The sequence below is a fragment of the Salinibacillus aidingensis genome (assembly GCF_055393355.1).
In genome coordinates this window covers 443,325-470,289 of the sequence record NZ_AP043759.1, presented here as the reverse complement: position 1 = coordinate 470,289, position 26,965 = coordinate 443,325, and the positions used below count along the sequence as shown (strand labels likewise).

The 26,965-nt window shown below is 42.0% G+C and carries 31 protein-coding genes and 1 pseudogene; 11 read left to right on the top strand and 21 right to left on the bottom strand.

Going from position 1 to position 26,965, the window contains the following annotated elements; all coding sequences use genetic code 11:
* Positions 1-9 precede the first annotated feature (9 nt).
* The 8 genes from ACZ5OK_RS02640 to ACZ5OK_RS02605 all read right to left on the bottom strand — a co-directional run bounded on the left by ACZ5OK_RS02640 (position 10) and on the right by ACZ5OK_RS02605 (position 7,464).
* Positions 10-639 (bottom strand): hypothetical protein, encoded by a 630-nt coding sequence (locus ACZ5OK_RS02640; RefSeq protein ID WP_343842046.1) that lies wholly within the window; start codon positions 637-639, stop codon positions 10-12.
* Entirely contained in the window at positions 636-1,223 is a 588-nt protein-coding gene (locus ACZ5OK_RS02635; protein ID WP_343842043.1) for a PilN domain-containing protein, read from the bottom strand. The genes ACZ5OK_RS02640 and ACZ5OK_RS02635 overlap by 4 nt, the downstream gene beginning before the upstream one ends.
* Positions 1,223-2,209, bottom strand: coding sequence for a type IV pilus biogenesis protein PilM (gene pilM, locus ACZ5OK_RS02630; RefSeq protein ID WP_464758373.1), 987 nt, complete (start codon positions 2,207-2,209; stop codon positions 1,223-1,225). Before pilM ends, ACZ5OK_RS02635 begins: the two co-directional genes overlap by 1 nt.
* An 18-nt stretch (positions 2,210-2,227) precedes the next feature.
* Positions 2,228-2,986: a prepilin peptidase gene (locus ACZ5OK_RS02625; protein WP_343842037.1), complete on the bottom strand. Its 759-nt coding sequence runs from the start codon at positions 2,984-2,986 to the stop codon at positions 2,228-2,230.
* Between the two features lie 69 nt (positions 2,987-3,055).
* Positions 3,056-3,505, bottom strand: coding sequence for a prepilin-type N-terminal cleavage/methylation domain-containing protein (locus tag ACZ5OK_RS02620; protein WP_343842035.1), 450 nt, complete (start codon positions 3,503-3,505; stop codon positions 3,056-3,058).
* A 63-nt stretch (positions 3,506-3,568) separates the two neighbouring features.
* Entirely contained in the window at positions 3,569-4,780 is a 1,212-nt protein-coding gene (locus ACZ5OK_RS02615; RefSeq protein ID WP_343842032.1) for a type II secretion system F family protein, read from the bottom strand.
* Entirely contained in the window at positions 4,764-5,816 is a 1,053-nt protein-coding gene (locus ACZ5OK_RS02610; RefSeq protein WP_343842030.1) for a type IV pilus twitching motility protein PilT, read from the bottom strand. The genes ACZ5OK_RS02615 and ACZ5OK_RS02610 overlap by 17 nt, the downstream gene beginning before the upstream one ends.
* A gap of 10 nt (positions 5,817-5,826) precedes the next feature.
* The gene (locus ACZ5OK_RS02605; RefSeq protein WP_343842216.1) at positions 5,827-7,464 is read right to left on the bottom strand and encodes a GspE/PulE family protein; all 1,638 of its coding nucleotides are present in this window, start codon (positions 7,462-7,464) and stop codon (positions 5,827-5,829) included.
* A gap of 546 nt (positions 7,465-8,010) precedes the next feature.
* Here ACZ5OK_RS02605 and ACZ5OK_RS02600 point away from each other — a divergent pair.
* The 10 genes from ACZ5OK_RS02600 to ACZ5OK_RS02555 all read left to right on the top strand — a co-directional run bounded on the left by ACZ5OK_RS02600 (position 8,011) and on the right by ACZ5OK_RS02555 (position 16,808).
* On the top strand, positions 8,011-8,466 hold the full coding sequence (locus ACZ5OK_RS02600) for a type IV pilus modification PilV family protein (RefSeq protein ID WP_343842027.1): 456 nt from the start codon (positions 8,011-8,013) through the stop codon (positions 8,464-8,466).
* A complete protein-coding gene (locus tag ACZ5OK_RS02595; RefSeq protein ID WP_343842025.1) occupies positions 8,463-8,951 on the top strand; it encodes a PulJ/GspJ family protein in 489 nt (162 codons plus the stop codon). Before ACZ5OK_RS02600 ends, ACZ5OK_RS02595 begins: the two co-directional genes overlap by 4 nt.
* Positions 8,948-10,714 carry a hypothetical protein gene (locus tag ACZ5OK_RS02590; RefSeq protein WP_464758372.1) on the top strand — a complete coding sequence of 589 codons (1,767 nt, stop codon included), beginning with the start codon at positions 8,948-8,950 and terminating at the stop codon, positions 10,712-10,714. The genes ACZ5OK_RS02595 and ACZ5OK_RS02590 overlap by 4 nt, the downstream gene beginning before the upstream one ends.
* A gap of 142 nt (positions 10,715-10,856) precedes the next feature.
* Positions 10,857-11,288 (top strand): type IV pilus modification PilV family protein, encoded by a 432-nt coding sequence (locus ACZ5OK_RS02585; protein WP_343842022.1) that lies wholly within the window; start codon positions 10,857-10,859, stop codon positions 11,286-11,288.
* The gene (locus ACZ5OK_RS02580; protein WP_343842020.1) at positions 11,289-11,720 is read left to right on the top strand and encodes a prepilin-type N-terminal cleavage/methylation domain-containing protein; all 432 of its coding nucleotides are present in this window, start codon (positions 11,289-11,291) and stop codon (positions 11,718-11,720) included.
* 9 nt (positions 11,721-11,729) lie between these two features.
* Positions 11,730-13,139 carry a pilus assembly PilX N-terminal domain-containing protein gene (locus ACZ5OK_RS02575; protein WP_343842017.1) on the top strand — a complete coding sequence of 470 codons (1,410 nt, stop codon included), beginning with the start codon at positions 11,730-11,732 and terminating at the stop codon, positions 13,137-13,139.
* Between the two features lie 140 nt (positions 13,140-13,279).
* Entirely contained in the window at positions 13,280-14,413 is a 1,134-nt protein-coding gene (locus ACZ5OK_RS02570; RefSeq protein WP_343842014.1) for a zinc-dependent alcohol dehydrogenase, read from the top strand.
* 756 nt (positions 14,414-15,169) lie between these two features.
* Entirely contained in the window at positions 15,170-15,433 is a 264-nt protein-coding gene (locus ACZ5OK_RS02565; RefSeq protein ID WP_343842012.1) for a hypothetical protein, read from the top strand.
* A 65-nt stretch (positions 15,434-15,498) separates the two neighbouring features.
* Positions 15,499-15,975: a hypothetical protein gene (locus ACZ5OK_RS02560; RefSeq protein ID WP_464758371.1), complete on the top strand. Its 477-nt coding sequence runs from the start codon at positions 15,499-15,501 to the stop codon at positions 15,973-15,975.
* 185 nt (positions 15,976-16,160) lie between these two features.
* On the top strand, positions 16,161-16,808 hold the full coding sequence (locus ACZ5OK_RS02555) for a glycoside hydrolase domain-containing protein (RefSeq protein WP_343842007.1): 648 nt from the start codon (positions 16,161-16,163) through the stop codon (positions 16,806-16,808).
* Between the two features lie 47 nt (positions 16,809-16,855).
* On the opposite strand, the gene pepV is transcribed toward ACZ5OK_RS02555, so the two are convergent.
* From pepV to ACZ5OK_RS02510, 9 genes and pseudogenes are all read right to left on the bottom strand, one after another.
* Positions 16,856-18,247 (bottom strand): dipeptidase PepV, encoded by a 1,392-nt coding sequence (pepV, locus tag ACZ5OK_RS02550; RefSeq protein WP_464758370.1) that lies wholly within the window; start codon positions 18,245-18,247, stop codon positions 16,856-16,858.
* 47 nt (positions 18,248-18,294) lie between these two features.
* Positions 18,295-19,107, bottom strand: a complete 813-nt coding sequence (locus ACZ5OK_RS02545) for a hypothetical protein (RefSeq protein WP_343842002.1) — start codon at positions 19,105-19,107, stop codon at positions 18,295-18,297.
* Between the two features lie 150 nt (positions 19,108-19,257).
* Positions 19,258-19,776: a TlpA family protein disulfide reductase gene (locus tag ACZ5OK_RS02540; protein ID WP_343842000.1), complete on the bottom strand. Its 519-nt coding sequence runs from the start codon at positions 19,774-19,776 to the stop codon at positions 19,258-19,260.
* Between the two features lie 18 nt (positions 19,777-19,794).
* Positions 19,795-20,532 (bottom strand): cytochrome c biogenesis CcdA family protein, encoded by a 738-nt coding sequence (locus ACZ5OK_RS02535; RefSeq protein ID WP_343841997.1) that lies wholly within the window; start codon positions 20,530-20,532, stop codon positions 19,795-19,797.
* Entirely contained in the window at positions 20,529-21,179 is a 651-nt protein-coding gene (locus ACZ5OK_RS02530; protein WP_343841995.1) for a hypothetical protein, read from the bottom strand. The genes ACZ5OK_RS02535 and ACZ5OK_RS02530 overlap by 4 nt, the downstream gene beginning before the upstream one ends.
* Positions 21,180-21,381: 202 nt before the next feature.
* A pseudogene (locus tag ACZ5OK_RS02525) lies at positions 21,382-21,735 on the bottom strand (MMPL family transporter); the annotation flags it as partial.
* Positions 21,728-22,042: a hypothetical protein gene (locus tag ACZ5OK_RS02520; RefSeq protein WP_343841993.1), complete on the bottom strand. Its 315-nt coding sequence runs from the start codon at positions 22,040-22,042 to the stop codon at positions 21,728-21,730. The pseudogene ACZ5OK_RS02525 and the gene ACZ5OK_RS02520, both read right to left, overlap by 8 nt.
* A gap of 59 nt (positions 22,043-22,101) precedes the next feature.
* Positions 22,102-22,707, bottom strand: a complete 606-nt coding sequence (locus ACZ5OK_RS02515) for a transporter (RefSeq protein ID WP_343841990.1) — start codon at positions 22,705-22,707, stop codon at positions 22,102-22,104.
* Between the two features lie 55 nt (positions 22,708-22,762).
* A complete protein-coding gene (locus ACZ5OK_RS02510; protein ID WP_343841988.1) occupies positions 22,763-23,881 on the bottom strand; it encodes an NAD(P)/FAD-dependent oxidoreductase in 1,119 nt (372 codons plus the stop codon).
* A gap of 268 nt (positions 23,882-24,149) precedes the next feature.
* Between ACZ5OK_RS02510 and ACZ5OK_RS02505 the strand changes: the two genes are divergently transcribed.
* Positions 24,150-24,512 (top strand): DoxX family protein, encoded by a 363-nt coding sequence (locus ACZ5OK_RS02505; protein ID WP_343841985.1) that lies wholly within the window; start codon positions 24,150-24,152, stop codon positions 24,510-24,512.
* Positions 24,513-24,634: 122 nt separating this feature from the next.
* On the opposite strand, the gene ACZ5OK_RS02500 is transcribed toward ACZ5OK_RS02505, so the two are convergent.
* The 4 genes from ACZ5OK_RS02500 to ACZ5OK_RS02485 all read right to left on the bottom strand — a co-directional run bounded on the left by ACZ5OK_RS02500 (position 24,635) and on the right by ACZ5OK_RS02485 (position 26,772).
* Positions 24,635-24,784: a hypothetical protein gene (locus ACZ5OK_RS02500; RefSeq protein WP_343841983.1), complete on the bottom strand. Its 150-nt coding sequence runs from the start codon at positions 24,782-24,784 to the stop codon at positions 24,635-24,637.
* Positions 24,777-24,956: a hypothetical protein gene (locus tag ACZ5OK_RS02495; protein ID WP_343841980.1), complete on the bottom strand. Its 180-nt coding sequence runs from the start codon at positions 24,954-24,956 to the stop codon at positions 24,777-24,779. The genes ACZ5OK_RS02500 and ACZ5OK_RS02495 overlap by 8 nt, the downstream gene beginning before the upstream one ends.
* A gap of 114 nt (positions 24,957-25,070) precedes the next feature.
* Positions 25,071-25,991 carry a heme o synthase gene (gene cyoE, locus ACZ5OK_RS02490; protein WP_343841977.1) on the bottom strand — a complete coding sequence of 307 codons (921 nt, stop codon included), beginning with the start codon at positions 25,989-25,991 and terminating at the stop codon, positions 25,071-25,073.
* A gap of 13 nt (positions 25,992-26,004) precedes the next feature.
* Positions 26,005-26,772, bottom strand: coding sequence for an SDR family NAD(P)-dependent oxidoreductase (locus ACZ5OK_RS02485; RefSeq protein ID WP_343841974.1), 768 nt, complete (start codon positions 26,770-26,772; stop codon positions 26,005-26,007).
* Between the last annotated feature and the right edge of the window lie 193 nt (positions 26,773-26,965).

Here is a 26,965-nt window from a genome sequence, read left to right as displayed (position 1 = left end):
GTCTCATCCTTACTGTAAAGGATTTTGTTTAGCAGCACTTTCCGGAATATCGATTGATGGCTGAGTTCCACGGAGTCCATCGAGTCCTTCACGATAGAACGTATTTATGACCAGTTGATACTGGATTGCCTCATCCTGCTCCCCGGGACTGGAAAATGTAAATTGGTCAACAGATAAAATCCGTTCACTGTTTTCCAGAAAGTCGATAAACCCAATCATATCATCATAGGATGGGGACTGAACTTCAAGATGAAAGGTAATGCCCTGCAGGTTTTCACCCGCACCTTCAACCGGGAGTTCTGCCGTACCATTGGAGCTGATATCATAGCTTGACACCACGCTGCCTGTTTCTGACTGGGCATCATAAATAATCGAAAATACCTGCTCATAAAAGGGTTTTAAGGGTAGCTGACGCTGTAATTCAACAGAGTCAGCGGTAAGATCCATATTCTCTACCTCTTCAAGCCGGCTCTCCAGTGTTTCCATCAGCCTCGTCTCATGTTCAAGGGAGTCCTGCGTCTCTCTCTGCTCTCCCTGTAATGGACGAATTTGGAAAAGGTATGCCCACACCACTCCAATAAGGAAAATCCCGATTAATAGAATGGCGACAAGTCTTTTCGTTCTTGATAATGAACTCATTCGCTCCCCTCCCTTAAAGAATCCCGTTTGAGGACAATGTCATATTGAGCTAAATAAGAGGGTGGCTGGTCAAGGCCGTTAGCTGCAGTTCCGCCGCCTCCGTCCAGCTGGGCCTCATCACTGCTTACGATTGAAAGACTTGCGGAGGTGATCCAATCCTGTTGATTTAAATGATAGAGGTAATGGGATGCATCCACATCCTCCTGAACCAGTACCTGTAATACCACACGGTCACCCGTATACTCATAGGAATCAAAATATCCGTTTTCAGGCAACAGCTCACTGAGTTGTGTAATGATTAAATCACTATCAATGGGATAACTGCTCAAACTCGTAACCGAAGACTCAAGTGATTGTAAATCCTGATAACCAGAGTTACTCATTTCCCCCTGCAGATCTGCCCGAATGGTTTTCATTTCACTTAGAGCAGATTCGGTACGTTCAATATCGTTTTTTATAAGAGTCGTTAAAAGAAAAACAACAGCAATTAAAAGAACAATAAGGCCTATCATACTGATGACAAACCACTGAAATCCTTTGCTTTTTTGTTCACGTTTTTGGAGTAAATTGATTTCGACTAACATCACATACCCTCTTTCAAAGCCAGACCTATAACATTATAAAACGAACTGCCCATCTTCATATCTTTGGATCCCTGAACATCCTCCGGCGATAAAATATCAATCGGAATATTTAGCCTGTCCTTCACCTCATGGAACAAATCTTCCAAGTACGGATGATCACCTGTCAGTAAGATACGGGTAACCTCCTGATCCCCGTTATGCAGGGAATATTGATAAAATCGCCGCAAGCGTTCCATTTCGGTATAGATTTCCTCAAATGCGGCGTGAACCTTTTCGGAATCAAAATGCTCCCGGGTTAACGGCTCGTCCTGATTCACAGGTGTAACCTTCCATGTATCCTCAGGGTAGGAAACATCCACTTCCTGCATAAACACCGGCTTATGCTGTTCAAAAATACTGTTCGTGACAGACTTTACATTAAACTGAGCCAGCATGAAAATATCCTCTTCATTCGTTTTCTTAAAATGATGGAAAAGCCTATATTGACAAAGGGAGGAAACATCAGCAACAACCGGATCTGTGTTTTCATCCTTGAAATAATCATAGTACATATCCACTGTCTCCTCCGATGAAGCAACAATCAGAACCTTTTTGACTCCCTCCTGAACGCCGAGCGATACGGCTTCAACAATCGGATTATCAAAGGGCAAATGAATGCTGTGTCCCAGTTCAAAATATATGTGACCCGTAAGTTCATCATCGGCAATCTCAGGGGATACATCTACGGTGCGGATAATAACCGAGGAATCAGGCACTATAAACCGGATTTGTTTGTTCTTCAACTGCCATTTTTCCATACATTGCTTCAGAACCTTCGCAAATGCTTCATCATTAATAATCTGACCATTCTCAATGACACCACTTGGAATATAATGCTCTTTACACTGGGTGAGCACAAGGGGGTTGCTGCTTTTGATCTCAGCATAGCGAATGACGTAATCCTGAATCTCAATATTCGCGATTTTTTTGTTTTTGCCTAACACCATATCCTTCACCTAATTCTATTAATATTGTAGAAAGAAACAGAAGTACCAATCGATAAGACGACTGCCATAAAAATAGGCAATCAGGCTTCCTGCCATAATGAAGGGCCCAAAAGGAACGGGCTTTTTCCGTTGCACCTTTCCTGCCGCTATTCCAATCAGCCCGACTACAGCCCCTATTAATGAAGAAAGAAAGATAGCCACAAGCAGATTTGAGAATCCAAGGGCGACACCTAAAACGGCAAATAATTTAATATCTCCTCCACCCATTCCGCCTTTACTTACCAGAGCGATCAACAGCAGAAGCACAAACCCTGTAAGAAAACCGAGCAAGGGATCGTACCATGTATGTAAATGAATGAATGCTCGTTCAATTCCTAGAAGAATAATAAAAATGATAAGTACTTTATTGGGAATAAGCATGTATGCCAAATCGCTGACGGTGATGATTAATAAAAGTGAAATGAGTGTAAAAGCTACGATAATTTCCGGATCAAATCCAAAGATATAAAAAGAAAAAGCCAATAATCCCCCACTAAGAAGTTCTATGGCCGGGTAAATGGGTGAGATTTTTTGTGAACAGCTTGAGCATTTCCCCTTCTGCCACACATAGGACAGGACAGGGATTAATTCCTTCCAGGTTAATGTGTGATGGCAATGGGGACAGGCTGATCTCGGTCTTACTATCGATTGCTTTTCGGGTACACGTAAACCGACTACATTAAAGAATGAGCCTAAAATGAGTCCGAGAATAAATAGGTACAGGTAGATTAGCCACAATGTTTTCAGTCCTCTGGTTTAGATTTGGGGAAGTGCAGCTTATAAAAATAAGCCACACTATAAAATAATTTATCCATTAGTATTATTCGGAATTGTTGTAGCATCGTCCCCACTTTCATCGTCATTAATCTCCTGTTTTGTAGCACCGTCAAAACTTAGTGTAGTATTTCCAGCCTGAACATCAACTGTTATTGTGATAGGTTGAGCTGATAAATTAACTTCTGCATCATTAAAATCATCATTACTTAGTTCAAGGTAGCCTTGTGTTTCTAACTCTGAAGCCTTAACCGTTGTATCAGTTCCATCATCTGCTGAGGCAGGATTAACTTCCATCTTATACAACTGTGCTGCCTCTAATATTTGTAACGCATCAGACTTCACACCATCTTCCCTTGAATTCTGAATAATATTCCCAATCGCCGGTATCGCAATTGCTGCAATAATCGCAATAATCACAATAACCGCCAATAGCTCAATCAGCGTAAAACCTTTTTCCTTCTTCAACGTCTTTTTTAACATACAGGTATTTCCCCCTTATTTTTATTTAATCTGTGAGCGTGTGGACTCACAATCGTAACCGAATTAGTTAACGTTTTGAAACATCTCGAACATCGGTACCATAATGGACAATACAATAAAACCGACCACTCCTGCGAGCAATATAATCATCAGTGGTTCAATTAATGACTTCATCTGGTCGGTTGCGGTTTCAACTTCTGATTCGTAAAAGTCGGCGATGCGGCCAAGCATCTGGTCTAACGATCCGGTTTGTTCGCCGACGGTAATCATTTGGGTTACAAGCGGCGGGAATGCCCAGTGGTCTGCCATCGGGTCCGATAACGACCTGCCCCGCTCCAGGGTTGTCCTGGATTCCCGCAGTACTTTAGCTATGACCTGGTTCTCGATGACTTTTTCCGTTAAGCGCATGGCTTCGAGAATAGGAACTGAGTTTTTCAGCAGTGAGCTTAACGTTCTCGACATGCGCGCCAGGATAGATTTTCTCATCAACTTCCCAAATATCGGCAGCTTTAACAGAATAGAATCCAGGTAAATTTTCGTTTCCTTATTTTGTCTAATCAATAATATGGATACGATAAAAGCTAATAATAGCAAAACAAGAATGTACCAGTATTGAACCATCCAGTCACTTGTCGCGATAACAAACTGAGTAATGGCCGGTACCTCTCCCCCGAATTGATCGAACATATTAACGAATGTTGGAACAATGCTTATTAATAGAAAAATGACAACACCTGTAGCCAGCAAACCGACAACGATCGGATAGGATAATGCCGATTTCACTTTTTCCTTCGTCTTATGCTGTTTCTCAAAGTAATCTGCCATTTCTTCCAGCGTTTCTTCCAGGGAGCCACTTACCTCTCCCGCGTGAATCATATTGGTAAACAAAGCGGAAAAAACTTTCGTGTGCTTCTGAAATGATGCAGATAAGGAGTTCCCTTCCCTTAAATCATTTTCAACCTGGGCCAGTGTTTTCCTTAACACCTTGCTTTCGGTCTGTTCAATTAAAATTCTGACCGAATCCACAATGGTGACCCCTGCTTTGATTAAGGTGGCAAATTGCCGTAAGAAGATGACAAAATCAGAGAGCTTAACAGGATTGCCAATGTAAATATCGGTATTCCATATGGTCTGTTTTTTCTCCTGAACCTCTAAAGCCCGTAATCCACGCTCCCGCAAAATGGAGCGAACGGATTGCTTCGTTTCTGCCTGTATAACACCTGATTTTTTGTTCCCCTGCCGATCACGAGCCACATAACTAAATTGTTGAGCCATAGCGATTCTCCCCTAGATAACCTTGTACGCTTTCATAAGCGACAAGCTGTCTTTTTAACAAGGATTGAATGTTCATCTCTAAGGTGTGCATGCCTGCATCTCGTGATGTCTGCATAATATTGGGCAACTGATGAATCTTTTGATTGCGAATCAGACTGCTGACCGCTGAATTCTGAACCATAATTTCTGTTGCAGCAATTCGACCATTCCCGGATTTTAATGGGAACAAACGCTGGGAAATGATAGCCTTCAGCACAGATGAAAGCTGATAGCGAATCTGGCCCTGCTGAGCTGCGGGAAAAACATCGACGATCCGTTCAATTGTACTGGGCGCACTATTTGTATGCAATGTACCCAGGACTAAATGTCCGGTTTCCGCCGCTGTAATTGCAGTCGAAATGGTTTCTAAATCCCGCATTTCTCCAACGAAGATGACATCCGGATCCTGCCGCAGCGAAGCACGCAATCCTGTTGCAAAGTTTTGAGTATCCTGCCCAATTTGCCGCTGATCCACAATCGATTTTTTATGATAATGAATATACTCGATGGGATCCTCCAGCGTAATGATATGCTTCTGTGCGTGCTGATTAATGGAATCAATCATAGATGCCAGTGTTGTTGTTTTCCCACTGCCTGTTGGACCGGTCACTAGGATGAGTCCCTGAGGCTTGGACACAATTTTTTCTAAAATGGATGGTAAACGTAATTCCTCAATAGTGGGAATTTTGCCGGGTATCAGACGAATGGCAATGGAAATCCCTTCCCGCTGCTTGTACGCATTCACTCTGCACCTCAGTACTCCCTCTACTTCATAGGAAAAATCAACCTCCCCATCCTGCTGAAACTGCCTCTTAAGGGAGTCGGTAAACATGGATTGGGTAACGACCGCTAAATCCTGTGCTGTATAAGGCCGTTCTTCTGTGATTTTCAACTTCCCATGTACACGAAATACAGGTGGAAGGCCAACAGTCAGATGCACATCTGATGCAAATTCCTGATTTGCCTTTTGCAGTAAATCATCTAGGCTGTAACTCACGGTAGACCTCCTAATCCAGAGCTACCCGGAGAATTTCTTCTGTAGTAGTAACTCCATTTTTCACTTTTTCCAAACCATCTTCCACTAAAAACTTTAAGCCATTTTTGACGGCTATTTCTCTGATTTTCATAGATGATTCATCATTTAAAAGCGCCTGCTTGATCTCATCATCAATTTCAAGCACTTCATGAATGGCTGTACGTCCTTTATAGCCTGTCATATTACAGGTCGAACAGCCTTTGCCATAATACACCTTGTCCATGGAATAGCCATACTTTGAAAAAATCTGCTGTTCCCGGACGGTTGCCTCTCTTTCCATGGAACAGTCCCGGCAGATCTTGCGGACAAGCCTTTGAGAGACAACTCCATTTAAGGAGGAGGCAAGTAAAAATACTTCAACCCCCATGTCCTTCAGGCGGTTGATCGTACCGAGGGAATCATTGGTATGCAGTGTACTGAATACCAGGTGACCGGTAATCGAAGCACGAACAGCCATATCTGCGGTTTCCCGGTCCCGAATTTCCCCAATCATGATAATATTAGGGTCCTGGCGTAAAATGGCTCGCAGTCCTCTGGCAAAGGTCAGGCCTACATTCGGATTGACTTGAATCTGGTTAATCCCTTCTACCTGATACTCTACAGGGTCTTCAATGGTAATGATGTTGATTTCTTCATCATTTAATTGGCTAAGTGCCGAATACATAGTCGATGATTTACCCGAACCGGTCGGACCTGTTAACAGAACAATCCCGTGAGGCTGCTGGATCAGCTTTTTAAACTTATCAAGATTTTCCTCTTCAAACCCGATTTGGCTGATATCATTCTGTGCCATGCTTAAATCCAGCAGACGAATAACAACTTTCTCCCCATATACCGTCGGAAGGGTACTAATCCGCAAGTCCATTTCACGGTGATCAAGACTGAGCTTGGTTCTTCCATCCTGAGGAACGCGGTGCTCCGTAATATCAAGGTTTGCCATAATTTTAATTCTTGTAATTAAGGAGCCTTGAACATGTTTAGGAAGACTTCTTTCGGTGCGGAGTGCACCATCCACCCGAAAACGTACCAGTACTTTGGTTTCCATACAGTCAATATGTATATCACTGGCCCGCTGCACGGCTGCCTGTTGCAGAATCTGATTCACAAAATGGACGATAGGTGAATCTTCGTCCTCTATATCCTCCTGGTCCTCAGGCTCTGTCTCCAACTGTGCCGGAATTCCGGTTAGATCATCCACATCATAATACTTACTGATGTTACGGATAATCTCATCCTTTGTCGCTATTAATGGCTCAATACTGAATCCTGTTGAAAGGCGTAAATCATTAATGACAAAGTAGTCCATTGGATCAGCCATGGCAACATACAGCTTATTTCCTTCTTTTTTCAAAGGCATAACTAGATGACGTTTGGCAAATTCCTTGGAAACCATTCTGAACAGGGATGTGTCAAAGGGGTAATTGTAAAGGGTTACTCTTGGTATCCCTAATTGAAACTCCAGAACTTCAATCAGCTGAAGTTCCGTTACATAGCCCTTTTGTACCAGGATATCTCCCAGCTTCTGATTTTGTGTTTTTTCCTCCAGTGCCTGATCAAGCTGTTCCTGTGTAATAATTTCACTTTCAACTAACAGATCACCTAAACGCATATTTCTTTTAATGGCCACATGCATACCTCCAAACACCATCTAAAGTCCTATACATGTTCAAATACTTAATGATAATTACCGACTTCATAATACATTATACAGTAAAGTTCTTGTACAAATTAGGGAAATTCTTTGAAGAATGTTTAATTTTTCTAGTTTGTGGTAGATATAAACTAGTGATTTACTCTTGCAGAATGAGGTTGGATTAGTAGTTTTTTAGGAAGTTTTTACATAATTTATATTTTTTAACTATTATAGTACTATTGTTCAGCTTAAAAAACAACCTTTCCCCACTATTTTTTAATTTTTATTGCAGAATATTCAAAAATTTTTGAATATATGGTAACATCATATCAAGAATTGTAATATTTATCCTTAAATAGTCTATTTCTGTTATCCATTTCCGAAACAAACGAACTCCTGATTTACTCCTAATCTCGTTTTCAGACAAGATTTTTTGTTCCATCATGTTCATCTAAGAAAACACAGACTGAATAGAGAAAACCTGTGTTGAATAAATGCACATACGAATGGAGCTGAATACCTATGCCACTGAAAGAAGAAAAGGGCTTAACATTAGTAGAAGTTTTAGCCGGCATTGTCATCCTTTCTATCATCCTTCTATCTGTCGGAAGTTTTTTCATTAATGGGACAAAGTACTCCAACGCTTCCGAGCAGAAACTATCGAACGCCTACATAGCTAATAACATTCTCAACGAGTATAAACAATTAAGCTTTAAGGAACTTCATAACTGTCTTGGAGAGGACCACCTTGTCGATATCAAAGCCATCCTGAATATCCCGTCGGAAGAACAACCAGCCCTAAATGGGTTAGAAGCATCACTGACCATCTCTGAACATTCCTTAAAAAATCGCGTCGTTATTTTATCTGTTGAAATAGAAAATCGAAACAGTGATATTAATGATCACTATGAGATGAAAAGATATGTTAAAAGTGAAGGAGCCGTCTCCCCCAGTGAAGGTGGTGCATGCTCGATATGAGGAATGAACGAGGAGTTACGCTGGTGGAAGTCCTGGCTGTGTTAGCTCTTTCCAGTATCGTTCTTATAGGGGTTTACAGTTTTACCTCTTCTATGCTTAAAGCCGATGAAAGAACCAGTACAGCTACCGATATCCGTAACGAAGTCATCCTGATTACCGAACAGTTAAATCAGTTCTTTGTAAATACGGATAGTGTGAATATTTCAAGCGATAAGCCACTGCAATTTAAAGTCTTAAAACAAAAGTCCACAATTGATGAATCAGGTAAGGTAAAGCAAACAAACGCTGAGGCAGAATTTAAATATCAAAACGAAAATATTTATATCGATGGCAAACGTATCAATTCTGAATCCTACCAAATCACTGAGCCAGAGCTTATCAATCAAAATAAAAATTCTCATCTTCGTTTTACCGTTCAGCATCAAGAAAAAACGCACGTTACAAAGGACGTTAACCTGATTTACTCCACAGGAGGGGAAAATTGATGTTGAATAAGGGGAATCGTGAAAGCGGATATGTTCTGGTGTCTGTCCTGATGATTTTTTTATTTTTAACCTTACTTTCCACTGTTTTAATGGCTAAAGTCTTACAATCAAATAAATTTGTTGCCGTTGCGGAAAACAATATAGAAGAAAAGGTTGCCGCTGAAAATATTATCAAGGAAGCAACAGCATGGTTAGAGAAAGAGATACAGGGATTAAATGATTCCTCTGTTCACAGGTCAAGCGTAGTACAGGAAATTGAAGACACATTAAATGAACTGAAAACCAAATATCCAGTGGAAGTAAACGATAATATGATAAGCAATGATCTGAGTGGTTCAGGCAATGCAGTTATGAATGTGACCATTACTGCATCTGAAGGAGACACAAAATACACAACTGAATATACAATATCAACTTTGGCAGAGGTATTTAAGTATGCATCCGTTACACCAGGCAATCTATCCCTTAATGGTGCATCTTATATCAAAGGGGATTTATATGTAGGCGATGAGTTTCACTCTTCTAATAAAAGTAATTTCATAAGATCCAGTGACGATTACGCTGCGGAAACAAGCTATCCGACTATAGACGGAACCCTGACCATACCTAATGCTTTTAAGTACACGAAAGAGAATACTCAGCACACCCTCACTAATCCTATTACACAGGAAGGAATTGCACCTTATTTTTACAAGGAGGTACCCCAGTTAGTAGAAAGGGAACTGGATGATGAGCCGTTTGATGTTGAACAACTGGTAACGGAGGCTAAATCCCGTTTTGACAATGAGTTCTTAGATGGGGATTATGACACAGAGGTTCTGGAAATTGGTGGTGCCATTATAAATCAGCATATCGTAAAAGAGGGAGACACGCTTTATGATACTTTACAAATCAACTCAGGCAGTTCAGTAACGGTAAAAGGAGATTTATTCGTAAATAACGATTTAATCATGAAAAGTGGATCTGAATTGACTGTCCACGGCGATATTTATGTAAACAACTATGCAGATCCATGCATTGTTCTTCCTCTTATCGGCCAGGTATGCGGAGATGCTGATGATTCTGATGATGAGGGACTTATCAGTCGCACAGAACTAAGTGGTGATTTAACCGTTAACTCCACTATATTTATAAACGGTGCATTTGAAATGAAGAATTTGAATCTCGATGGTGTGGTTTACTCAAATGGGGAAGCCACCATTTCCGAGAGTATTACCATGGCAGGAAATGGATCAACTGTAATTACAAATGATAAAGCAACAGTTGAAGATTTAGACAACAGCAGTGGTGGAACGCTCGTCTTAATGACTGAAGGAGAGCTCAAAGTTCAAAACAATAACTCGTTTCAGGACAACCCAAGAGAAATGAATGCTTTCTTTTATACAAATTCTGACTTGGAAATTTACGGTGTATGGTCCAACATGAAAATCAACGGTGGTTTATACGGACAAAATATTACCTTAAATGCTGTCAAAGGAAAGGTTAAAGGCGTTAAAAAAGATGAAGGCGGAGGGACTTATAACCAGAGTGATTATGATCGTTATGCCTATGATGGTTTATTTGACGAAGGATTTTTAGATACAGTCGACTTTTTAGATCTTTTTAAAGATGTGGTTTACGTCGAAAAGAACCAGGACAGCATCGACTACACAAAATCCCGCCTCCAGATCGACTACAACGAACAATTGATGCTGAGTCCTCCAAAAGGCATCCCAATGGTCAACAACATTAGCCTGAAGAAAATTGACGAAAGATTCGAATAAAATTTGTTTGATTTTGTCGAAATATGTTTTATGATATAGAGAGTTATTCCTAGGGATAACTCTCTTTTTTGTTAGATTTTACGGTTCGTATCTATATCACAAAGGACTGTGACCGAATATGAATACACGCTTTAAGAACAAGATGATAAACGAGCAGGGCGTTACCCTCGTAGAAGTGCTTGTATCCTTTGTCATTTTGTCAATTATACTGGTTTCCCTATTATCTTTTTTCTCCCAGTCAGCCAGGACCAATCAAACGTCAGAGGAAATTCTCGATGCAACCTATATGGCCCAGACACAAATGGAAAAGCTCTATCAATTAAGTAAGGATCATTCTATTGCGCAAGGGATTACCCAATTGAAAGATCACAATTTCGCAAACACGATAGCAAGTGATGGACAAAACTCCTTTCATTTGGAGAAGCAAACCAGCCATTTTTGGATTACAGTTGAGATCAATCAGACCGAAAAAGATATGGATGATTTATATAATGTATTGGTTAAAGTCTATGACCAGGATAAAAAACGACTTGAGGCACAAATGGAAACCATTCTCGCATGGAGGAATGAATAGGTGAACTCCACAAAACATAATGAACAGGGCATGACCCTGGTTGAATTACTTGCCGTCCTCGCCATTATTTCCATCATTTTATTACTTATTGGCGCTGTCCATTTATTTGGGGTGAATCAATATCAGACTCAGTCCGAAGAAGTCAGGACACAGTCAGATATAAGATATGCGGCCAAGGATATAACAAAGGAGATTCGAAGCACAAATCCCGATCAGGTGGTCATCGCCAATAATCAAATTCATATCGGTCACGAAACCACGTACAGACTTGATGGCCAGATCCTAAAAAAGAACAACCGTAAGCTGGCAACGAATATCCGGGAGTTTACGGTTAAACAAAATGGAAGTGAAATTGAACTGCGTTTGATCAGCGTTCCCAATCCACATGGAAATTCCGTATCCATTTCTACTGTGATTTATCTCAGGGAGTAGGTGAAGCCAATGAACGTTTATGACAAAAAACAAACCATCCACAACGAAACAGGTGCTGCTCTCGTCAGTGTGTTAATGGTATTTGTTGTGTTCTTAATATTAGGGGTCAGCCTCTTAGGAACGGTAGCAGGCAATCTTCAGCGAACATCAGGTGAACGCAGCAGCCAAGCCACGTATTACATTGCTGAGGCGGGCATGAATTATAAACTAAAACAATTAAAGCTGAATATTCAGGACGCCTATGAAGATTCCACCTCCTCACCAATATTTTTTAATAAGGTTGAAAAAATCCTGGATGATAAAATATCCGGTGAATTGAAGACATTTGAGCCTTCTTTTGGGGAGCAGCCTGTTGCAACGGTAAAAATTGAAGATTTGGCCAGGGAAGAAAACCATTCTGAACGTAAATATAAAATTTCTTCTACAGGTACAATTGGCAACCAATCAAGAACAGTAGCAACGGTGTTCACGTTAAACTGGCAGGAGAAAAATGAAAGTACGTTTTACATACCAGAGGAAATGGCCTTATTCACAGTGGAACCCTTTACTTTAACGGGAGATGCGTTTATAGAAGGAGATATTGGCACACTTGCCACAGTCGATATAAAAAAAGAAAGCAACCATAAAGGGGAAGTCTTTGAAGATATTCAGCTTGACGAAGATGTAAGTCTTGAAATGCCGCCCTTTCCTTCTGTCCAGGACTATAAAGAACGGGAATTTGATCGTAACCAATCAGAGCTTGCCCTTGATCAGAATTACTCATTCTCTAAAATCAATCTAAAAAGTGACCTTGATATCAATACCCTGAACTCAGATAAACAATTGGTCGTGGAACAGCTGGATTTAAACGGTCATGATATCGAAATTTCAGGTACAGGGAAACTGGACATTTTTATCACTGACGATTTGAATCTCGTTCGTGGCAGACACCATGGATCCGATCGGGGTTCCATCAATACAAATGGAACTACTGAATCGTTAAACATCTACCTTAAAGGTTCTGATAAGAAAATAACCCTTAAAGGAGACCAGGTGATTAATGGTTCTCTATTTGCAGAGGATGCCGATATTAATTTGGAACCCGGAGCCCGGAAAAATAACAGAAACGGGATTCTGGGACACATCTTCAGCGGTGGAGATTCTTTTAATCTGAACGGAAACGCTTCGACTGACTCTAAAATCATTTATATGCCAAATGCCCATTTTGATTTAAGAGGTGGTGGCGGCACTGAGCCCAATATCAAAGGGTCCATTGTTGCAAAATCCATCGGTAAGAGTAAAAATAAATTATCAGGAAACATCCATATTCAATATGGCCTTGATAAAGATGTCCCCCTTCCAGTTGAAACAGGTTCACCCAATGAAGAACCGGACATAAAACAACTATTTAAACGAGAGCCGATACGCGAAGTAAATTAGAATTAGCTTGTTCTCTTATTTAAAGATAGGAGCATTGGACCAAATCCTTTTATGATTTGGTCTTTTTTATGCCTTTATTCAACTGCATATCCCTTCTTTTTCAACAAATACTAGGATTAAAACGATTGGAGGGATAAGCAATGAAAGCCGTAACCTATCAGGGAAGATACAAAGTAGACGTTACAAAAGAACCTGATCCGGAAATCCAGAAGAATGATGATATTATCGTCCGCATTACCTCCACCGCCATTTGCGGTTCGGATCTGCACTTATATCAGGAAAACATGCCCATGCCAGAAGGATATATTATCGGACACGAGCCTATGGGAATTATAGAGGAAATTGGCCCGGATGTTACTGAGGTAAAAAAAGGGGATCGTGTTGTCATCCCTTTTACTGTCGCATGCGGACACTGCCAATACTGCAATGATGGCCTTGTTGCCCAATGTGATCACTCCAATCCCCACTATGACAGTGGCGGTTATTTCGGATACTCCGAAAAGTTCGGGAATTACCCGGGAGGTCAGGCTGAATACTTACGCGTCCCTTTTGGAAACTTCACCCCTTTTGTCATTCCGGAAGAAAATGAAATGGAGGATGAATCCCTGCTCTTTTTATCCGATGTCCTCCCCACCGCTTACTGGAGTGTAGAAAATTCAGGAATGAAGCCAGGAGATACTGCTATTGTCCTGGGATGCGGTCCCATCGGTTTAATGGCACAGAAATTTGCCTGGCAGAAAGGGGCAGAACGGGTCATAGCCGTGGATTATCTCCCCTACCGATTAGATCACGCGAAAAAAATCAACAATGTGGAAACCTTTAACTTTGCCGAGGATAAAGATACCGGGGAAACGCTGAAAGAAATGACCAAGGGTGGCGCTGATGTCGTAATTGACTGTGTCGGCATGGATGGAAAAAAATCCCCGATTGAGTTCATTGAACAAAAGCTCAAGCTTCAGGGCGGAACTCTTGGACCAATCCAAATAGCCACCAAAGCAGTCAAGAAAACCGGAACCGTCCAGCTCACCGGTGTTTACGGCGGATTATATAACATGTTTCCGCTTGGACCGTTTTTCACACGAAATGTGACCATTAAAACCGGACAGGCCCATGCCCGGACCTATATGCCGGAGCTCTATAAACAAATCGTCAATGAAGAGTTTGACCCAACAGAAATTATTACCCATAAACTGCCGCTGGATGACGCCGCCCATGGTTATAATATTTTTAACGGGAAGGATGACGACTGTATTAAGGTTGTGCTGAAGCCCTAGTTCCGGATAATCGCGGTGTTTGGACGGATTTTCGGTATTATGGCAGCCATTCATCATAAAAATTGATTCTTTTACCCCGTGGAATCAATTAAGTTTAGTCATTTAACCATCAGTTTGGATGGAATATCCGTCTCCAGGCGGTGAGTATCAGTCTAATGGGGACGGGTTTCCGTAATGGTTATTGAGGGCTGGGCTGCTGATGCCGGGTATCAATCGGATCGGGATGGGTATCCGCCGATTTGATTGAGGAATCGGTCTATTTGAGGCAGATTCCCGTCGATTGACTGATTCAATCCGTCAATTCTTTGCCGGTATCCGTCACACACCCGGGTATCCGCCAAAAATTCCTGGATTCACGTCTGTTCTCCGGTTTAATCAGTCCGTTTGAGACGTTTATCCACCAATTCACGTGAGAAGTCAATCAAAACCCAGCTAATATCCGTCAACTGCACTGCATCCAGTCTATTGATGCCGGAATCAAGCCGATTCCGGCCATATATCAACTGATTCGATTATTTTATCCGTCTAATTAACCAATATATCAGTTAAATCAGCCAAAGAATCAGTATCGAAGTGTCCACGGCACCGGTATCCAGCACCCCCATTCCAGGTCCCAGCCAACAATATGCATCACACAACCATTATTTCCCCTTCAGAAACCACATAAGCAACTCTTTCATATACATATAAAGACGGCTGCAAAAGCTGCTCTTTATAAAAATTCATCTTTTATAATTTTGAAGGGGGCTCATCTGCATGAATGAGGATTTGTTTCAAAGCTATGAGATCAAAGAGCGGAATGGAAAGCTGGTGATTATCCTCGAGCTCAATCCACAGATGGAGGAGTTTGCCGCTGAGCCTGGTCTGGTCACTCATCATCAAATCGGATCCCTGGAAGATGAGGCTCGTCAGTATATTGAAGAGAAATTTCCGATGATTGAAGATGCAGTCGTATCAGTTGTTGCAGAGGACATTCCGCTGCTGACCTTTCCCCTGCATGAAGTTCATCAAAATTCCTGAAATGGACATAATTTCTGTTGTACTGCCCAAACTAAGAAATAATCGTTTTATACTTAGGAGGCCGTATGTTGAAAAAAATAATTGCAGTGTGGATGAGTTTCTTAATGATATTCGCTGGTTCTGCAACTATACTGGCAGAAGAAAAATCTTATAAATATTTTGGTGTGGGAGATGCCGAAATCAGTGAAATAGCTGAGCATACTTATCATGTAAATACACAAGGGGCCAAACAGGATGAAGGATTTGTGTTTACCCCGAAAGAAATTAATGGAGGAAAGCAGATTACCTTTCAGCTTGAGCTTAAAGGTAAAGGAGAAATGCTGATACGTATTTCGGAAACGGATGTCGCGGGAAAATTCATTAAGGAAACCATCAGTGACCCGATCAAATTGACGGACAACTGGAAAAAGGCCCAGCGTAACCTAATGCTTTCACCCAATACAGCTGAAGTTGATATCATGGTCCTGACGAATCGCAAACAGCAGGCCGCCTTTCAATTTAAAAATGTAGTGGTCAATGAACATGATAAACCTACCTTATAGTATTGCCGAAAAGAAAGCCCCTCAGGTTCACAGGTAATGCCTGTATCCTGAGGGGACTTTTTGTGTCTTCCTTTCCATCGATTTGTCTCCAAATCCAGGATAAAACCATATACATAGGAATGAAACCAAATGTGCTAACCCCTGCCCTTTTATAAGGAAAAATTTATCAAGTGAGGAGTGAAACCATGAGCTATCTGTGGGGAGTGGATTCCTCCACGAATGTGACCGAAGATTTATATCGTTGTGTTTTAAATAATTACGGTAAACCAGACTATTGGGGCCGTTACCTGACCACCGTACCTAATGCTTCGGAAGGTTTAACACAGGAAGAAATTGAGCTGCTCCTTAACAGCGGTACAAAGGTCATGCCGATTTATAATAAGTTCCGTGAAGCAAGAGGGAATCGGCAGGGACGTGTCATTGCTCAAAATGCCGCCTTTCATGCCAGACGATTGGGCGTCCCTAAAGGTACTGTGCTCTTTGCCAATGTGGAGCGATTTTTTGAGGTTGATGAAGCATGGATCAGAGGATACGTAGATGCCATGCGTCCGACGGGATATCGCCCCGGCTTTTATCATGACCCTGAGACAGGCAATTTCAGCAATGCTTTTTGCTCAGCTAAAACCAGCAATTCCGAGGTATCCAATCAGTCTGTATTATGGAGTGCTGAACCAGAAGCAGGCGCTACGGGGCGGACAGAAGCTCCCGCCTTTAATCCCGCAAAGCCGCCCTGTGATGCCAACGTATGGGCCTGGCAATATGGACGGGACGCTTCTGCATGTCCCATTGATACGAACTTAATTGATGAACGAGTGTTTCAGATGCTTTGGTAAACATAAGACCAGACTCCGCACCAGAGTTAAGAGCAGAGCCTGGTCTGTTATTTTGCCAGCTCATAGATGGCCCGTGCGTATATAGCTGTAGCCTTTAGTAAATCTTCTATCTCAATATATTCATCTGTCTGATGGGCTGTCATTTCCTTTCCAGGGAAAGAAGCTCCATAAGCTACCCCTTCTTCCATGAAACGGGCATAGGTGCCACCCCCCGTTGTAAGAAGTACTGGATTTCCCCCTGTTTCCTCCTGATAAGCCTTTTGCAGAGCTTTAATCATTGGGTTATCCTCAGGTACATGATGAGGGCTGGATTCTCTGTAATCCTGCATCACCATTCCTTTTTGATAAAGTGCCATATTTAAGTCCTGCTGGATGGACTCATATTCTGCAGTCACCGGACAGCGGATGTTTAAATGGACAAAATTCTGGTTTGAATCAAAAGAAATCAGGCCAGGATTAACAGTAAGCGGACCTGTAATTTTATCTTTAAAAGCAATCCTCAGCCCTTCTCCTTCAAAATCCTTATGCAAATCCGCAACAAAATTCAAGAAGGTTCGTGCATCGGCCTGCATATTCATCGATGTTAAGAACGCAGCCAATGTCGTTCCTGCATTCACCCCAGTCTGCGGTGCCATACCATGAGCAGATATGCCATATAGGATCAGTTTCAACTGATCGCCTTCTTCGCTGTATTCATACGCAAGTCCCTGTTTCCGGGAGAATGTGAAAAAGTCTTTTTTTATCTGCCCATATGACCCTTTGAGTACCGCTGTAGCCTTTCCAGGAACCATATTAGCACGATCCCCGGCCTTAAAGGAGACAAGCTGAATATCGGACTGATCACTTCCTGAGTCACGATTATCTGCGACGGACACTCGCACATTCATCTGACCCTTTTCAGCATGGATAATTGGAAAATCTGCATCTGGAGCAAAACCGATTTTTGGCATATCTTCATGTTCTTTATAATATTTCATACAGCTCATACCGCTTTCTTCATCCGTACCAAAAATGATACGTACGTTTTTACGTAGGGGAAGACCAAGTTCCTTCACAATTTTCAAACCATAAAAAGCAGCCATTGTAGGTCCCTTATCGTCAATGGCTCCTCGTGCATAAAGCCTGCCATCCCTGATTTCCGGTTCAAACGGAGGACTTGTCCAATCCCCTGTTGCCGGCACTACATCGACGTGGCACAGAATCCCAATCGTGTCAGCATCCACATCTCCCAGCTGTCCATGACCTGCATAGCCGTCAAGATTTTTGGTAATAAGACCAGCCTCATCAGATAAATCCAAAACGTAATGCAGTGCCTCGCCCACATTTGTACCCATAGGCTGATCGTCTGTTTTAGTTTCCAGGTCTTTGACACTTTCAATTCTTAATAAGCCTTTCGGAATCCTCCAGTAACTGAGCTTTTCTTTTATGTACTTCTTCATACCATTTTGTCATGTTTGTCACCTCTTGTTATGATATTATGCCTGCCTTATTCTCCCCGCTCAGCCTTCAACTCAAAATAAACCAGACTATAAGCCACAAAAAAGATTAGTGATACCAATAGACTTGTAATATCCAGCATGAAAATTGGCAGTATTCCATTTCCAAATAGAAAACCGGCAATAAACTCAACAAACAGATTGATGAGCAGTGTGATTAGAAAAACTACAATGTACAAGCCCATAAGCGGCCACACACGTCCCTCTGTAAAGTCCCAGCTCTTGGAAAAACCAGGTGCGGTGTCTCCAAATACCACCTTAATCAGATAAAAACTCCATCTGGTAAGCCAGTACCCCAGTAAGATGGCAAAACCTATAAAGGCCAGAATTGCAATTATGACGCCAAGAACGCCAAACATCATGATAGGAAGCAAGAAGACAATCACTAATCCTGTGAACATCAGAATAAATAATAAATGGCTGCCAAAAATCGGCCAAAAGCGATTGAGTGCCTGTTTGATGACAGCAGAAACCGTAAAGGACTCGCCATTTCGAATGTGATTCACAGCAAAAATAACAGCACCATAAGCAATCGGTAACAGAACCATTGTACTTACCAGACCTGTAACGGTAAGCCAGGCATTACCTTCCTCAAGTGGCGCTGGTGTACTTGTCGAAAGAAGGGATTCATACCAGGTTGTATTTAGCGATTCCCCGCCTGTAAACGACACCCCTATGGAACCCATAATGATAGCATCGATAACGTACATAGGTGCTACTAAAATAAGATAAATTCCAAACAGTTTCGGGAAGTTATCTTTAATCATTGCAAAAGTATTCTTCAAAATATTTACATCATTCACAAAAAATCCTCCCATGTAATTTCCAATAATTTCTTAACCCTTATTCTATCACTATATCCATATATTTTAAAAACCACCTAATAAAAAAATATGCTGAACATCATGACTCCATGACGTCCAGCATCAGTTCCTGTTATCAACTCTTGTCCATTATTTCATTTTCTCAAACTGCTGCATAATCTGTTCCTCATTTAATGGTCCGGTATGCTTATAGGAGATAATCCCTTCCGAATCAATGAAGAAAGAAGTTGGGATCGATCCAATCTGATAGGCTGAGCCGGTTTCTCCTTCCACATCTAATAGAACCGGGAATGTTAATTGAAACTCATCCACAAAGTCCGGAATATCCTGTCTCTTTGTTTCCTGGGTCGTTAAGTTAACGGCTAATATATTGACATCATTCTTTTCATACATGTTCTGCATGGCCGGCATCTCACTTCGGCAGGGTCCGCACCAGGATGCCCAGAAGTTTACCATGACAGGCTCTCCCCGATAGTCTGAAAGTTTTTCTGTCTTTCCTGTTAAAGTCGTTAGTTCAAAATCCGGAGCCTGGTCATCCACGTTTGTTCCGACGTCCGCTTCAGCCTCCTGATTGGACTGGATGACAAAATCGTACACCGCCCAGAAAAACAGTCCGGCAACCACAACCAAAATGATGGCTTTTCTCATTGCTAAACCCCTCCATTCCTAACCTAAGTTTGAAAACCACGTTCCTTCAACCAGTTTGAGTAAATAAGCAGAAATACGGGACATTTGACCGGTGAAAAGGAGCAATCCCATGGCAACCATAATGGCTCCCCCTGCCTTCATAATCCGTTCACTGTACCGTACCAGCCATCTTGCTGAACCGATGAAAAAGGTTAATACTAAAAACGGAATCGCAAAGCCAATTACATAAAAGAGGGTGTAAAAAGCTCCCTGCGCAGGATTGCTGGCAGCTACGACTAAAATCGAAGCGAAAATCGGTCCGATACAGGGGGTCCAGCCTGCCGCAAAGCCCACTCCTACAAAAACCGTCCCTAAATATCCGACCCGCTTTTTCGAAAACTGCATCCGCTTTTCCTTCATGAGATTTTTAATGGTCAGCCAGCCGCCGACAAACAATCCCATGATAATAATAAATATCCCTGCGATACGCTGAATAAACAGCCCTGTTTCACCTGTCAGCATTCCCTGGATCCATTGTCCAAGGAAGGAAACGCCAATCCCCAGTCCGATAAAAACAAGCGACACACCAAATAAGAAAAATACAGAATGAATCAGTAATTTTGAACGGATTTTGGCTGTTTTTTGTCCCTCTAACTCCTTTATACTTATTCCGGTAATGTAGGATAAATACATCGGGAAAATCGGAAGTGTACAAGGAGAAAGGAAGGAAAGTGCCCCTGCTCCAAGGGCAAGCCACAGTGTAACATCTCCTGTCATGATTTCACCCTCTCCCTTCTATTAATGACTGCAACAAAAAGCATGGCAATAGCTATCAGCAGAAAGAACCACCAGTCAATGGAATAACCGAAAACCGTGGTAAATGGCCGATTTATCGCAAATAAAAGCTGCCCCATGCTCCATATAAAAACGATTATTGGCATAAGCCGCATCGACGGCATTCGATCATGCAGAGCGACCATTCCTGATAATAAAACAAATAGCAGCGGTAAGTAGGGCCAGGAATAGGTATCTTCATTCCAGGTCAATTGCAAGAATTCATACACGAATGATGCGCTGAAAAAGGTATAGAAAAAGACCTCCATAACCTTAAATGGATCCAATTGCCCTCTTTTTGTCTGAACGAAAATGTGAATCAGTATAAACACAACAGCTAAATAAAAGGCCTGTGAATTACCTGGAATGGCCAGGATGGCAATAGGATCTTTGAAGAAAATATCCATATGTACGATGATTTTTCCCACCCAGATGTAAATGACAAAATCAATAAGCAGTGAGGTCAGCACTGAAATCTGGTTCTTCTTTTCAGTCTTTTCCTGACTGCTGATGAAATAAAAGAAGATAAAGCCTGCGAGAAAGCTCATAATCATCATCGCTATCGATTCCATAACGGCTGTTGCTGCCATTTCCTTTCCTCCTATCAGTGTACAAGACATCTACAGTTATTCTATTTGATTCGTGTGAAAGTTTGATGAAAGTTGCTTAACAATTTTTGAATATATGTGAACCTTTTTTGAACAAATCACCGGACTATATCTATATTTTCCCCGAAAAAAAGGAAGGCTTAACCATTCACCAGTTAGATACGTGACGGTTAAGCCCCTTGATTTATTCTGCCCGGGATTCTGTCTGTCCCTTTTTATCTTTTTCAATTAATACAATTAAAGCCGGCATGAGTACTCCCCGGATAATAAAGGTGTCCAATAATATGCCCATGGCGACGATAAAGCCAAAAACAAATAATATCTGAATCGGCTGGGTCATTAAGACGGCAAAGGTAGCAGCAAGGATAATCCCGGCTGATGAAATCACTCCGCCTGTATTTTCCACAGCGATCGTCACGGCCTTCTTAACCGGGTGCCTGCGTCGCTCCTCTAAAAACCGGGAAATTAATATGATATTATAATCAATTCCCAGCGCCACTAAGAATACAAAGGAATACAACGGAACCTGGTTACTGACCCACATTTTCCGGTGTGATGTCCCCAAATAAATCAATCAGTGTTTCTGGTGCAAGCTCGTCTTCAGATTGAAAGACGAGCATGGCTGGAATAGTATCGCCGCCTTCAAAATATTCATCTACCTTATTTTGTGCGATGACGGATTGAGCATCCTCCGGGAGGGAATCAACACTTGAGACGACATAATCCCGTGCACTTGGAGCAAAAACCGCTAACAGGAGAGTCAGCAGCAGCCATGTAGAAAGGGTCACCCACATCCCCTTCTTCGTCGTAACAAAATCCGTCACAGATCTTAACAGATTCTTCATTCCTCCTCACCTCATCTACAGAGTCACGTTCTTCTATGTACAATTCATGTTTCGCTATATCATTGCTTTTTGTTTCGCTTGTAAAATCCTTCCGCTTTGGAAAAAAACCATTGCAGAGCCAACCCCTGAATAACAATCCCTACAACGGAAGTAGCCGTAAGCGTCCATATAGCATAAACATTTTCAATTTGAAAGATTCGATGACCAAAAAACAGCAAATGACTAAAGACTACATACAGACCATTAAAAAAGCTGGTTACCGTGGTTTCAAGATTCCAGATCCACAGGGCTTCCATGAACAGCAATCCTACTATCACCATTATAATGACGACCTTTGCCCGATAGGTTAGTTTATCAATATGCGGGGTAATATAGTATTTAGTGATCGTCTTTATTCTGAACAGGTAAAAAACACGAACGATGCGTGCCACCTGAAAAAACTGATCCAGCGGAATAATGGCAATGAGGAGAAAGGGATTTTGCTTAATAAATGTCCAGCGATCCAGGGTAAAGATGAGACGAATCACAAAGTCAATAAAGAATATCGCCCATACTACCCAATTAATCGTGGAATTGTAGGTGTTCTCTGTCCATAGCGTTATGATTGTCATCATAACCAGAATGATCATGATTGTTTCATACATGGATTTCATGACCTTTTGCATCGTTTTCCCCTCTCCCCTGATTCATCTTCTATTTTAAATGCAAAACAATTATGCCTTAAGATTGGATGGCTCCTTTTACATCATATAAGCTTATATCAATTTCGGTTTGCTTATTAAACACCAGCTTAGCAAGTTCTCTTCCTAGGTATGGTCCACTGGTAAGTCCGGATGCACCGAGTCCATTGGCAAGATAGATGCCTTCAAAGCCCGGCAGAGGACCAATGACCGGCAGAAACCCAGGTGTGTAAGGGCGGAATCCTGTTCTTGTATCAATGATTGTGCTCTCTGACAAGCCAGGGGCCACATCCAGAGCTTTCCCGAGAACCTCACTGACGCCTCCAGCTGTCACTCGCACGTCCAGTCCAGTATCATTTTCATGGGTGGCGCCAATCACTATTCTGCCACTTTCAAAGGCCAGAATGTGCTGATCATTAGGGGGCATAATGACAGGCCATTGATGAGTATCCACCCCCGGGATTTCCAGATGAACGACCTGCCCCTTCTGATACGTAATGTCCAGGTCCATTCCCAGTGGCTTTATCATGTCTTTTGACCATGCTCCGGCCGTTACGATGACTTCATCCGCCTCAAAGGTTTCGTCATTCACTTGAACGCCTGTCACACGGTTCCCGTCAAAGGTAAGAGTGGCATCTCCTTCCACAAAAACAGCCCCATGCTTCGAAGCTCCGCGAATAAGCGCCTTACGCATGGCACGTCCGTCTACACGTGCACCGCCACTGACCAGAACCCCATGATAACCTTCCTTTAATGGCGGGAAGTATTTTTGGGTTTCTTCAGGACTGAGAGTGGTAATTTCACCAATTTCGGGTGCATCCTCCCGTCTTTTTTCCGCCATCTTTATCTTCTTTTCCAATTTTTCTTTATCTGAATGAACGAAAAGAGTCCCTGAACGATAATATCCGGTATTCTCCTCTCCATCCTCTGCCAATTGCTGAACTAGATCAGGAAAATAGCGGGCACCGCCTTTGGCTAACTGGTACCACGCCTTATTTCGGCGCTGGGACAGCCACGGGCAGATCATGCCTGCTGCTGAGTCTGTCGCCTGCCCCTCATCGAATCGATCCACAATGGTTACTTCTGCTCCGTCCTTCGCTAAGTGATAGGCTGTTGAAGCACCTAAAATACCCGCACCTGCTACAATGACTTTTTTCATGTTAAAACACCTTTTCTATACAAATTTCTATTTCCATTATAATGCCAAACCTCAAACAGTGGTAGATTCATCCCTTTTTCAGGAAAGTCAACTTCGCCGGAGCCGGACATGTCCTCCCCTGATTTCTTAGCCACAAACCCGATATTTTATAATTTCCTGCAACAAAAGTGAAACTTCCATCTGTGGGTGTATTACGGCCAGTTATGCGTGATAAAAAATATGACTGTTTGTCCTCATCCCTGCATAAAGTGAATGAGGGAGGGATTTCATGTACAGACTGTCACCGTTAAAAGTGATGAGCTATGTTACGGCCTTTGTTTTTCTCACATCCGGAATCATGAAATTAATAAATGAGGATTTTGGCCAGCACTTTGTTCATATGGGACTTCCTTATCCCCTGATTATGGTCAAGGTTATTGCGGTCATTGAAGTGATAGGAGCTCTCTGCTTTATCGCGCAAAAGTGGGTTAAGCTCGCTTCTATCCCTTTGATTTTCATTATGTTTGGTGCCATATTCCTGACCAAAATCCCTATTTTGGAAACAGGATTTATGTCCTTTTTATTTGAGGCCCGCCTTGATATCGTTATGCTTGCTTTGCTGTGGTTTTTATATAATAGTTATCCTCAATAGCCAGAGTGGCTGTTAAGGAGGCAGTTGTAAAGCCGGAGTGGCCTTCTTTGAATGATTCGTCACAAATCAAGGGTGCAAACCAATTAAAGGGAGGCAGTTTATTCTGCCTCCCTTGATTCTTTCTAGAGACCGCCGCAGCCCTTTTTCCTCTGCCTTTTCATTTGGCGTTTGATGACCTCGTCTCTAATACGCCCATCAGCAAGCTCTTCAGCAAATTCATGGTGATGATCCTTTTGCCTTGTGTCCTCTTTTTGGCTCTGCTGTTTAGCCATAAATATTCCCTTCACTCCCACCTGAAATATAGCCATTTTCACCAGGAGCAAAGTTTACATCCTGCATATTCACTTCACTTTGATCAGGATGGGACGTATGATGCTTAATTTCTTCCGTATCAACCTTCTCAATTTCGGGCTTCACCTGGTCTTTTTTACGTTTTTTATCCACATCATACACCTTCCCTCTTTGAAAATAACAGCAAGGAAGCCGGGCAGCCCAGCCTCCTTACAAATTAGTTTTTCTAATCGGGCGCTTCTTTACTATTGTGCATTTTTGCCAGCCTCAGAAAACGGCAGTTACGATAATCATGGCAACATAAAAAATGACCAGATAGTTCAGGGAGTACAGGAAAATCATCCGTGCCCATTTCAGATGGTCTTCCATGAAAAAGCCACGGACAGCAAAGATGAACCAGCCAATATTAAGCAGTGTGGCGAGTAAAACAAAAGCAACACCCAACTCTGCTAATAAAAAGGGGAGTGGAAATAAACAGGCAATATATACCGTGGTCTGCCGCTTCGTAATGTCGATTCCATGAACAACCGGGAGCATGGCCACTCCAGCTGCTTTATACTCATCATGTTTTCGTATAGCTACAGCAAATGTATGAGGCACCTGCCAAATAAACATCACTAAAAAAAGCACAATGGGTATGAAATGAAAGGTCGAGGAAACAGCTGCCCAGCCAATCAGGGGAGTGACCGCTCCGGAAACACTCCCAATCAGCGTATTTAAAGTATATCTGCGTTTGGACCACATCGTATATAACCATACATATGTAAACCAGCCGACAAAAGCCCAAAACGCCGCTTCAGCACTGGTAAACCATAATAAAATCATTCCTGTAACACTTAAAAGAATTCCGAGCCATAATACCGTTTTTAAGGACATGTGCCCGGTAACTGTTGGCCGCTTTTGCGTCCGTCTCATAACGGTATCTATATCCACATCATACCAGTTATTTATAATAAGAGCTCCTGCCATCACACATGTACTGCCGATAATCGTCAGCAGCAACAAAGAAAGATGATCGGAAAACGACAGCCCTGTTAACCTGATCGCTAACCAAAAGCCCGTAAAAACAGGGAGTACGTTCGCCATTAAAACGCCTGCTTTAAAAAGCTCTCTTAAATCGGCAAGCAAGGATGGCTTTACCTGCTCATCTTCCACCTGATTGACGGAGAAGGTTACTTCTTTTGCCAAGTTCGTTCACCTCCTAAAAATTCATTTTCGACTGGCCTCCATCGACGTTTATGCTTGTCCCTACAACCCAGGATGCCTTTTCTGAAGCAAGAAACACAGCCACATTTGCAATTTCTTCAGGCGTACCAAATCGGCCACCCGGGATCTCCCTTTTCACAAACTGCTTCATGCCTTCCGGGTCTGCTTCAATCCGTTTTTGCCAGTTTCCGGTTTCATGCAGAATACTTCCCGGTGCAATGCTGTTCACTCGAACTCCATCAGCTACCACTTCATCCGCCAGAGCTTTTGTAAAACTGATTAAAGCCGATTTAGCATTGTTATAGGTGGGCTTGCCTCCACTCTCCCGTCCATAAATAGAGGTAATATTAATAATCGAGCCGCTGTTGCTGTTGTTCTTTCTCATATGCTCTGTAGCCAGCTTACTTAAATGAACAGCCGAAAAATAATTCAGTTCCAATGTATCATAAAATAAATCCATTTCTGTGTCTGTGATATTTGCCCCTTTGCTTCCCCCGGCATTATTAATCAGAACATCAATTGAACCGTGCTCGTTCACAAAGGATTGCATGAGTTTCTCACGCTCATCTGCATTCGTTATATCGGTTTGATAAATGGAGATGCCTTGCCCTAATTCTTCTTTTGTTTTCTCAAGATCATTCAGGTTTCGGGCCGCAATCGATACACGGGCACCTTCCTCTAGAAACTCTTTGGCAATCGCCTTTCCAATACCTTTTGAACCACCCGTTACGAGCACATGTTTTCCTTGCAGCTGTAAATCCATCTTTTATTCACCTTCCATTTTTGCATTTCAATCTTGACACTTCTATGTTTAAATTAGAGGATAGACAAAAGTTTTTCAAGTAAACCCCTTCTCTATATTGATTGGATAACAATGTCCGGTGTTGATGTAAATCAACAAAGACTCTGACTCATCCATCTATATAGCAAAAAAACAGGACGAAAACATTACAATA

Bases quoted from the DNA above. Each gene is read 5' to 3' on its own strand.
- ACZ5OK_RS02515 (WP_343841990.1), bottom strand. From the start codon at position 22,707: ATGCAAAAGGTCATGAAATCCATGTATGAAACAATCATGATCATTCTG.
- ACZ5OK_RS02575 (WP_343842017.1), top strand. From the start codon at position 11,730: ATGAACGTTTATGACAAAAAACAAACCATCCACAACGAAACAGGTGCT.
- ACZ5OK_RS02560 (WP_464758371.1), top strand. From the start codon at position 15,499: ATGTTGAAAAAAATAATTGCAGTGTGGATGAGTTTCTTAATGATATTC.
- ACZ5OK_RS02520 (WP_343841993.1), bottom strand. From the start codon at position 22,042: ATGAAGAATCTGTTAAGATCTGTGACGGATTTTGTTACGACGAAGAAG.
- ACZ5OK_RS02620 (WP_343842035.1), bottom strand. From the start codon at position 3,505: ATGTTAAAAAAGACGTTGAAGAAGGAAAAAGGTTTTACGCTGATTGAG.
- ACZ5OK_RS02635 (WP_343842043.1), bottom strand. From the start codon at position 1,223: ATGTTAGTCGAAATCAATTTACTCCAAAAACGTGAACAAAAAAGCAAA.
- pepV (WP_464758370.1), bottom strand. From the start codon at position 18,247: ATGAAGAAGTACATAAAAGAAAAGCTCAGTTACTGGAGGATTCCGAAA.
- ACZ5OK_RS02535 (WP_343841997.1), bottom strand. From the start codon at position 20,532: ATGACAGGAGATGTTACACTGTGGCTTGCCCTTGGAGCAGGGGCACTT.
- ACZ5OK_RS02555 (WP_343842007.1), top strand. From the start codon at position 16,161: ATGAGCTATCTGTGGGGAGTGGATTCCTCCACGAATGTGACCGAAGAT.
- ACZ5OK_RS02640 (WP_343842046.1), bottom strand. From the start codon at position 639: ATGAGTTCATTATCAAGAACGAAAAGACTTGTCGCCATTCTATTAATC.
- ACZ5OK_RS02540 (WP_343842000.1), bottom strand. From the start codon at position 19,776: ATGAGAAAAGCCATCATTTTGGTTGTGGTTGCCGGACTGTTTTTCTGG.
- ACZ5OK_RS02585 (WP_343842022.1), top strand. From the start codon at position 10,857: ATGATAAACGAGCAGGGCGTTACCCTCGTAGAAGTGCTTGTATCCTTT.
- ACZ5OK_RS02615 (WP_343842032.1), bottom strand. From the start codon at position 4,780: ATGGCTCAACAATTTAGTTATGTGGCTCGTGATCGGCAGGGGAACAAA.
- ACZ5OK_RS02570 (WP_343842014.1), top strand. From the start codon at position 13,280: ATGAAAGCCGTAACCTATCAGGGAAGATACAAAGTAGACGTTACAAAA.
- ACZ5OK_RS02505 (WP_343841985.1), top strand. From the start codon at position 24,150: ATGTACAGACTGTCACCGTTAAAAGTGATGAGCTATGTTACGGCCTTT.
- ACZ5OK_RS02600 (WP_343842027.1), top strand. From the start codon at position 8,011: ATGCCACTGAAAGAAGAAAAGGGCTTAACATTAGTAGAAGTTTTAGCC.
- ACZ5OK_RS02605 (WP_343842216.1), bottom strand. From the start codon at position 7,464: ATGCGTTTAGGTGATCTGTTAGTTGAAAGTGAAATTATTACACAGGAA.
- ACZ5OK_RS02485 (WP_343841974.1), bottom strand. From the start codon at position 26,772: ATGGATTTACAGCTGCAAGGAAAACATGTGCTCGTAACGGGTGGTTCA.
- ACZ5OK_RS02530 (WP_343841995.1), bottom strand. From the start codon at position 21,179: ATGGCAGCAACAGCCGTTATGGAATCGATAGCGATGATGATTATGAGC.
- pilM (WP_464758373.1), bottom strand. From the start codon at position 2,209: ATGGTGTTAGGCAAAAACAAAAAAATCGCGAATATTGAGATTCAGGAT.
- ACZ5OK_RS02510 (WP_343841988.1), bottom strand. From the start codon at position 23,881: ATGAAAAAAGTCATTGTAGCAGGTGCGGGTATTTTAGGTGCTTCAACA.
- ACZ5OK_RS02500 (WP_343841983.1), bottom strand. From the start codon at position 24,784: ATGGCTAAACAGCAGAGCCAAAAAGAGGACACAAGGCAAAAGGATCAT.
- ACZ5OK_RS02595 (WP_343842025.1), top strand. From the start codon at position 8,463: ATGAGGAATGAACGAGGAGTTACGCTGGTGGAAGTCCTGGCTGTGTTA.
- ACZ5OK_RS02565 (WP_343842012.1), top strand. From the start codon at position 15,170: ATGAATGAGGATTTGTTTCAAAGCTATGAGATCAAAGAGCGGAATGGA.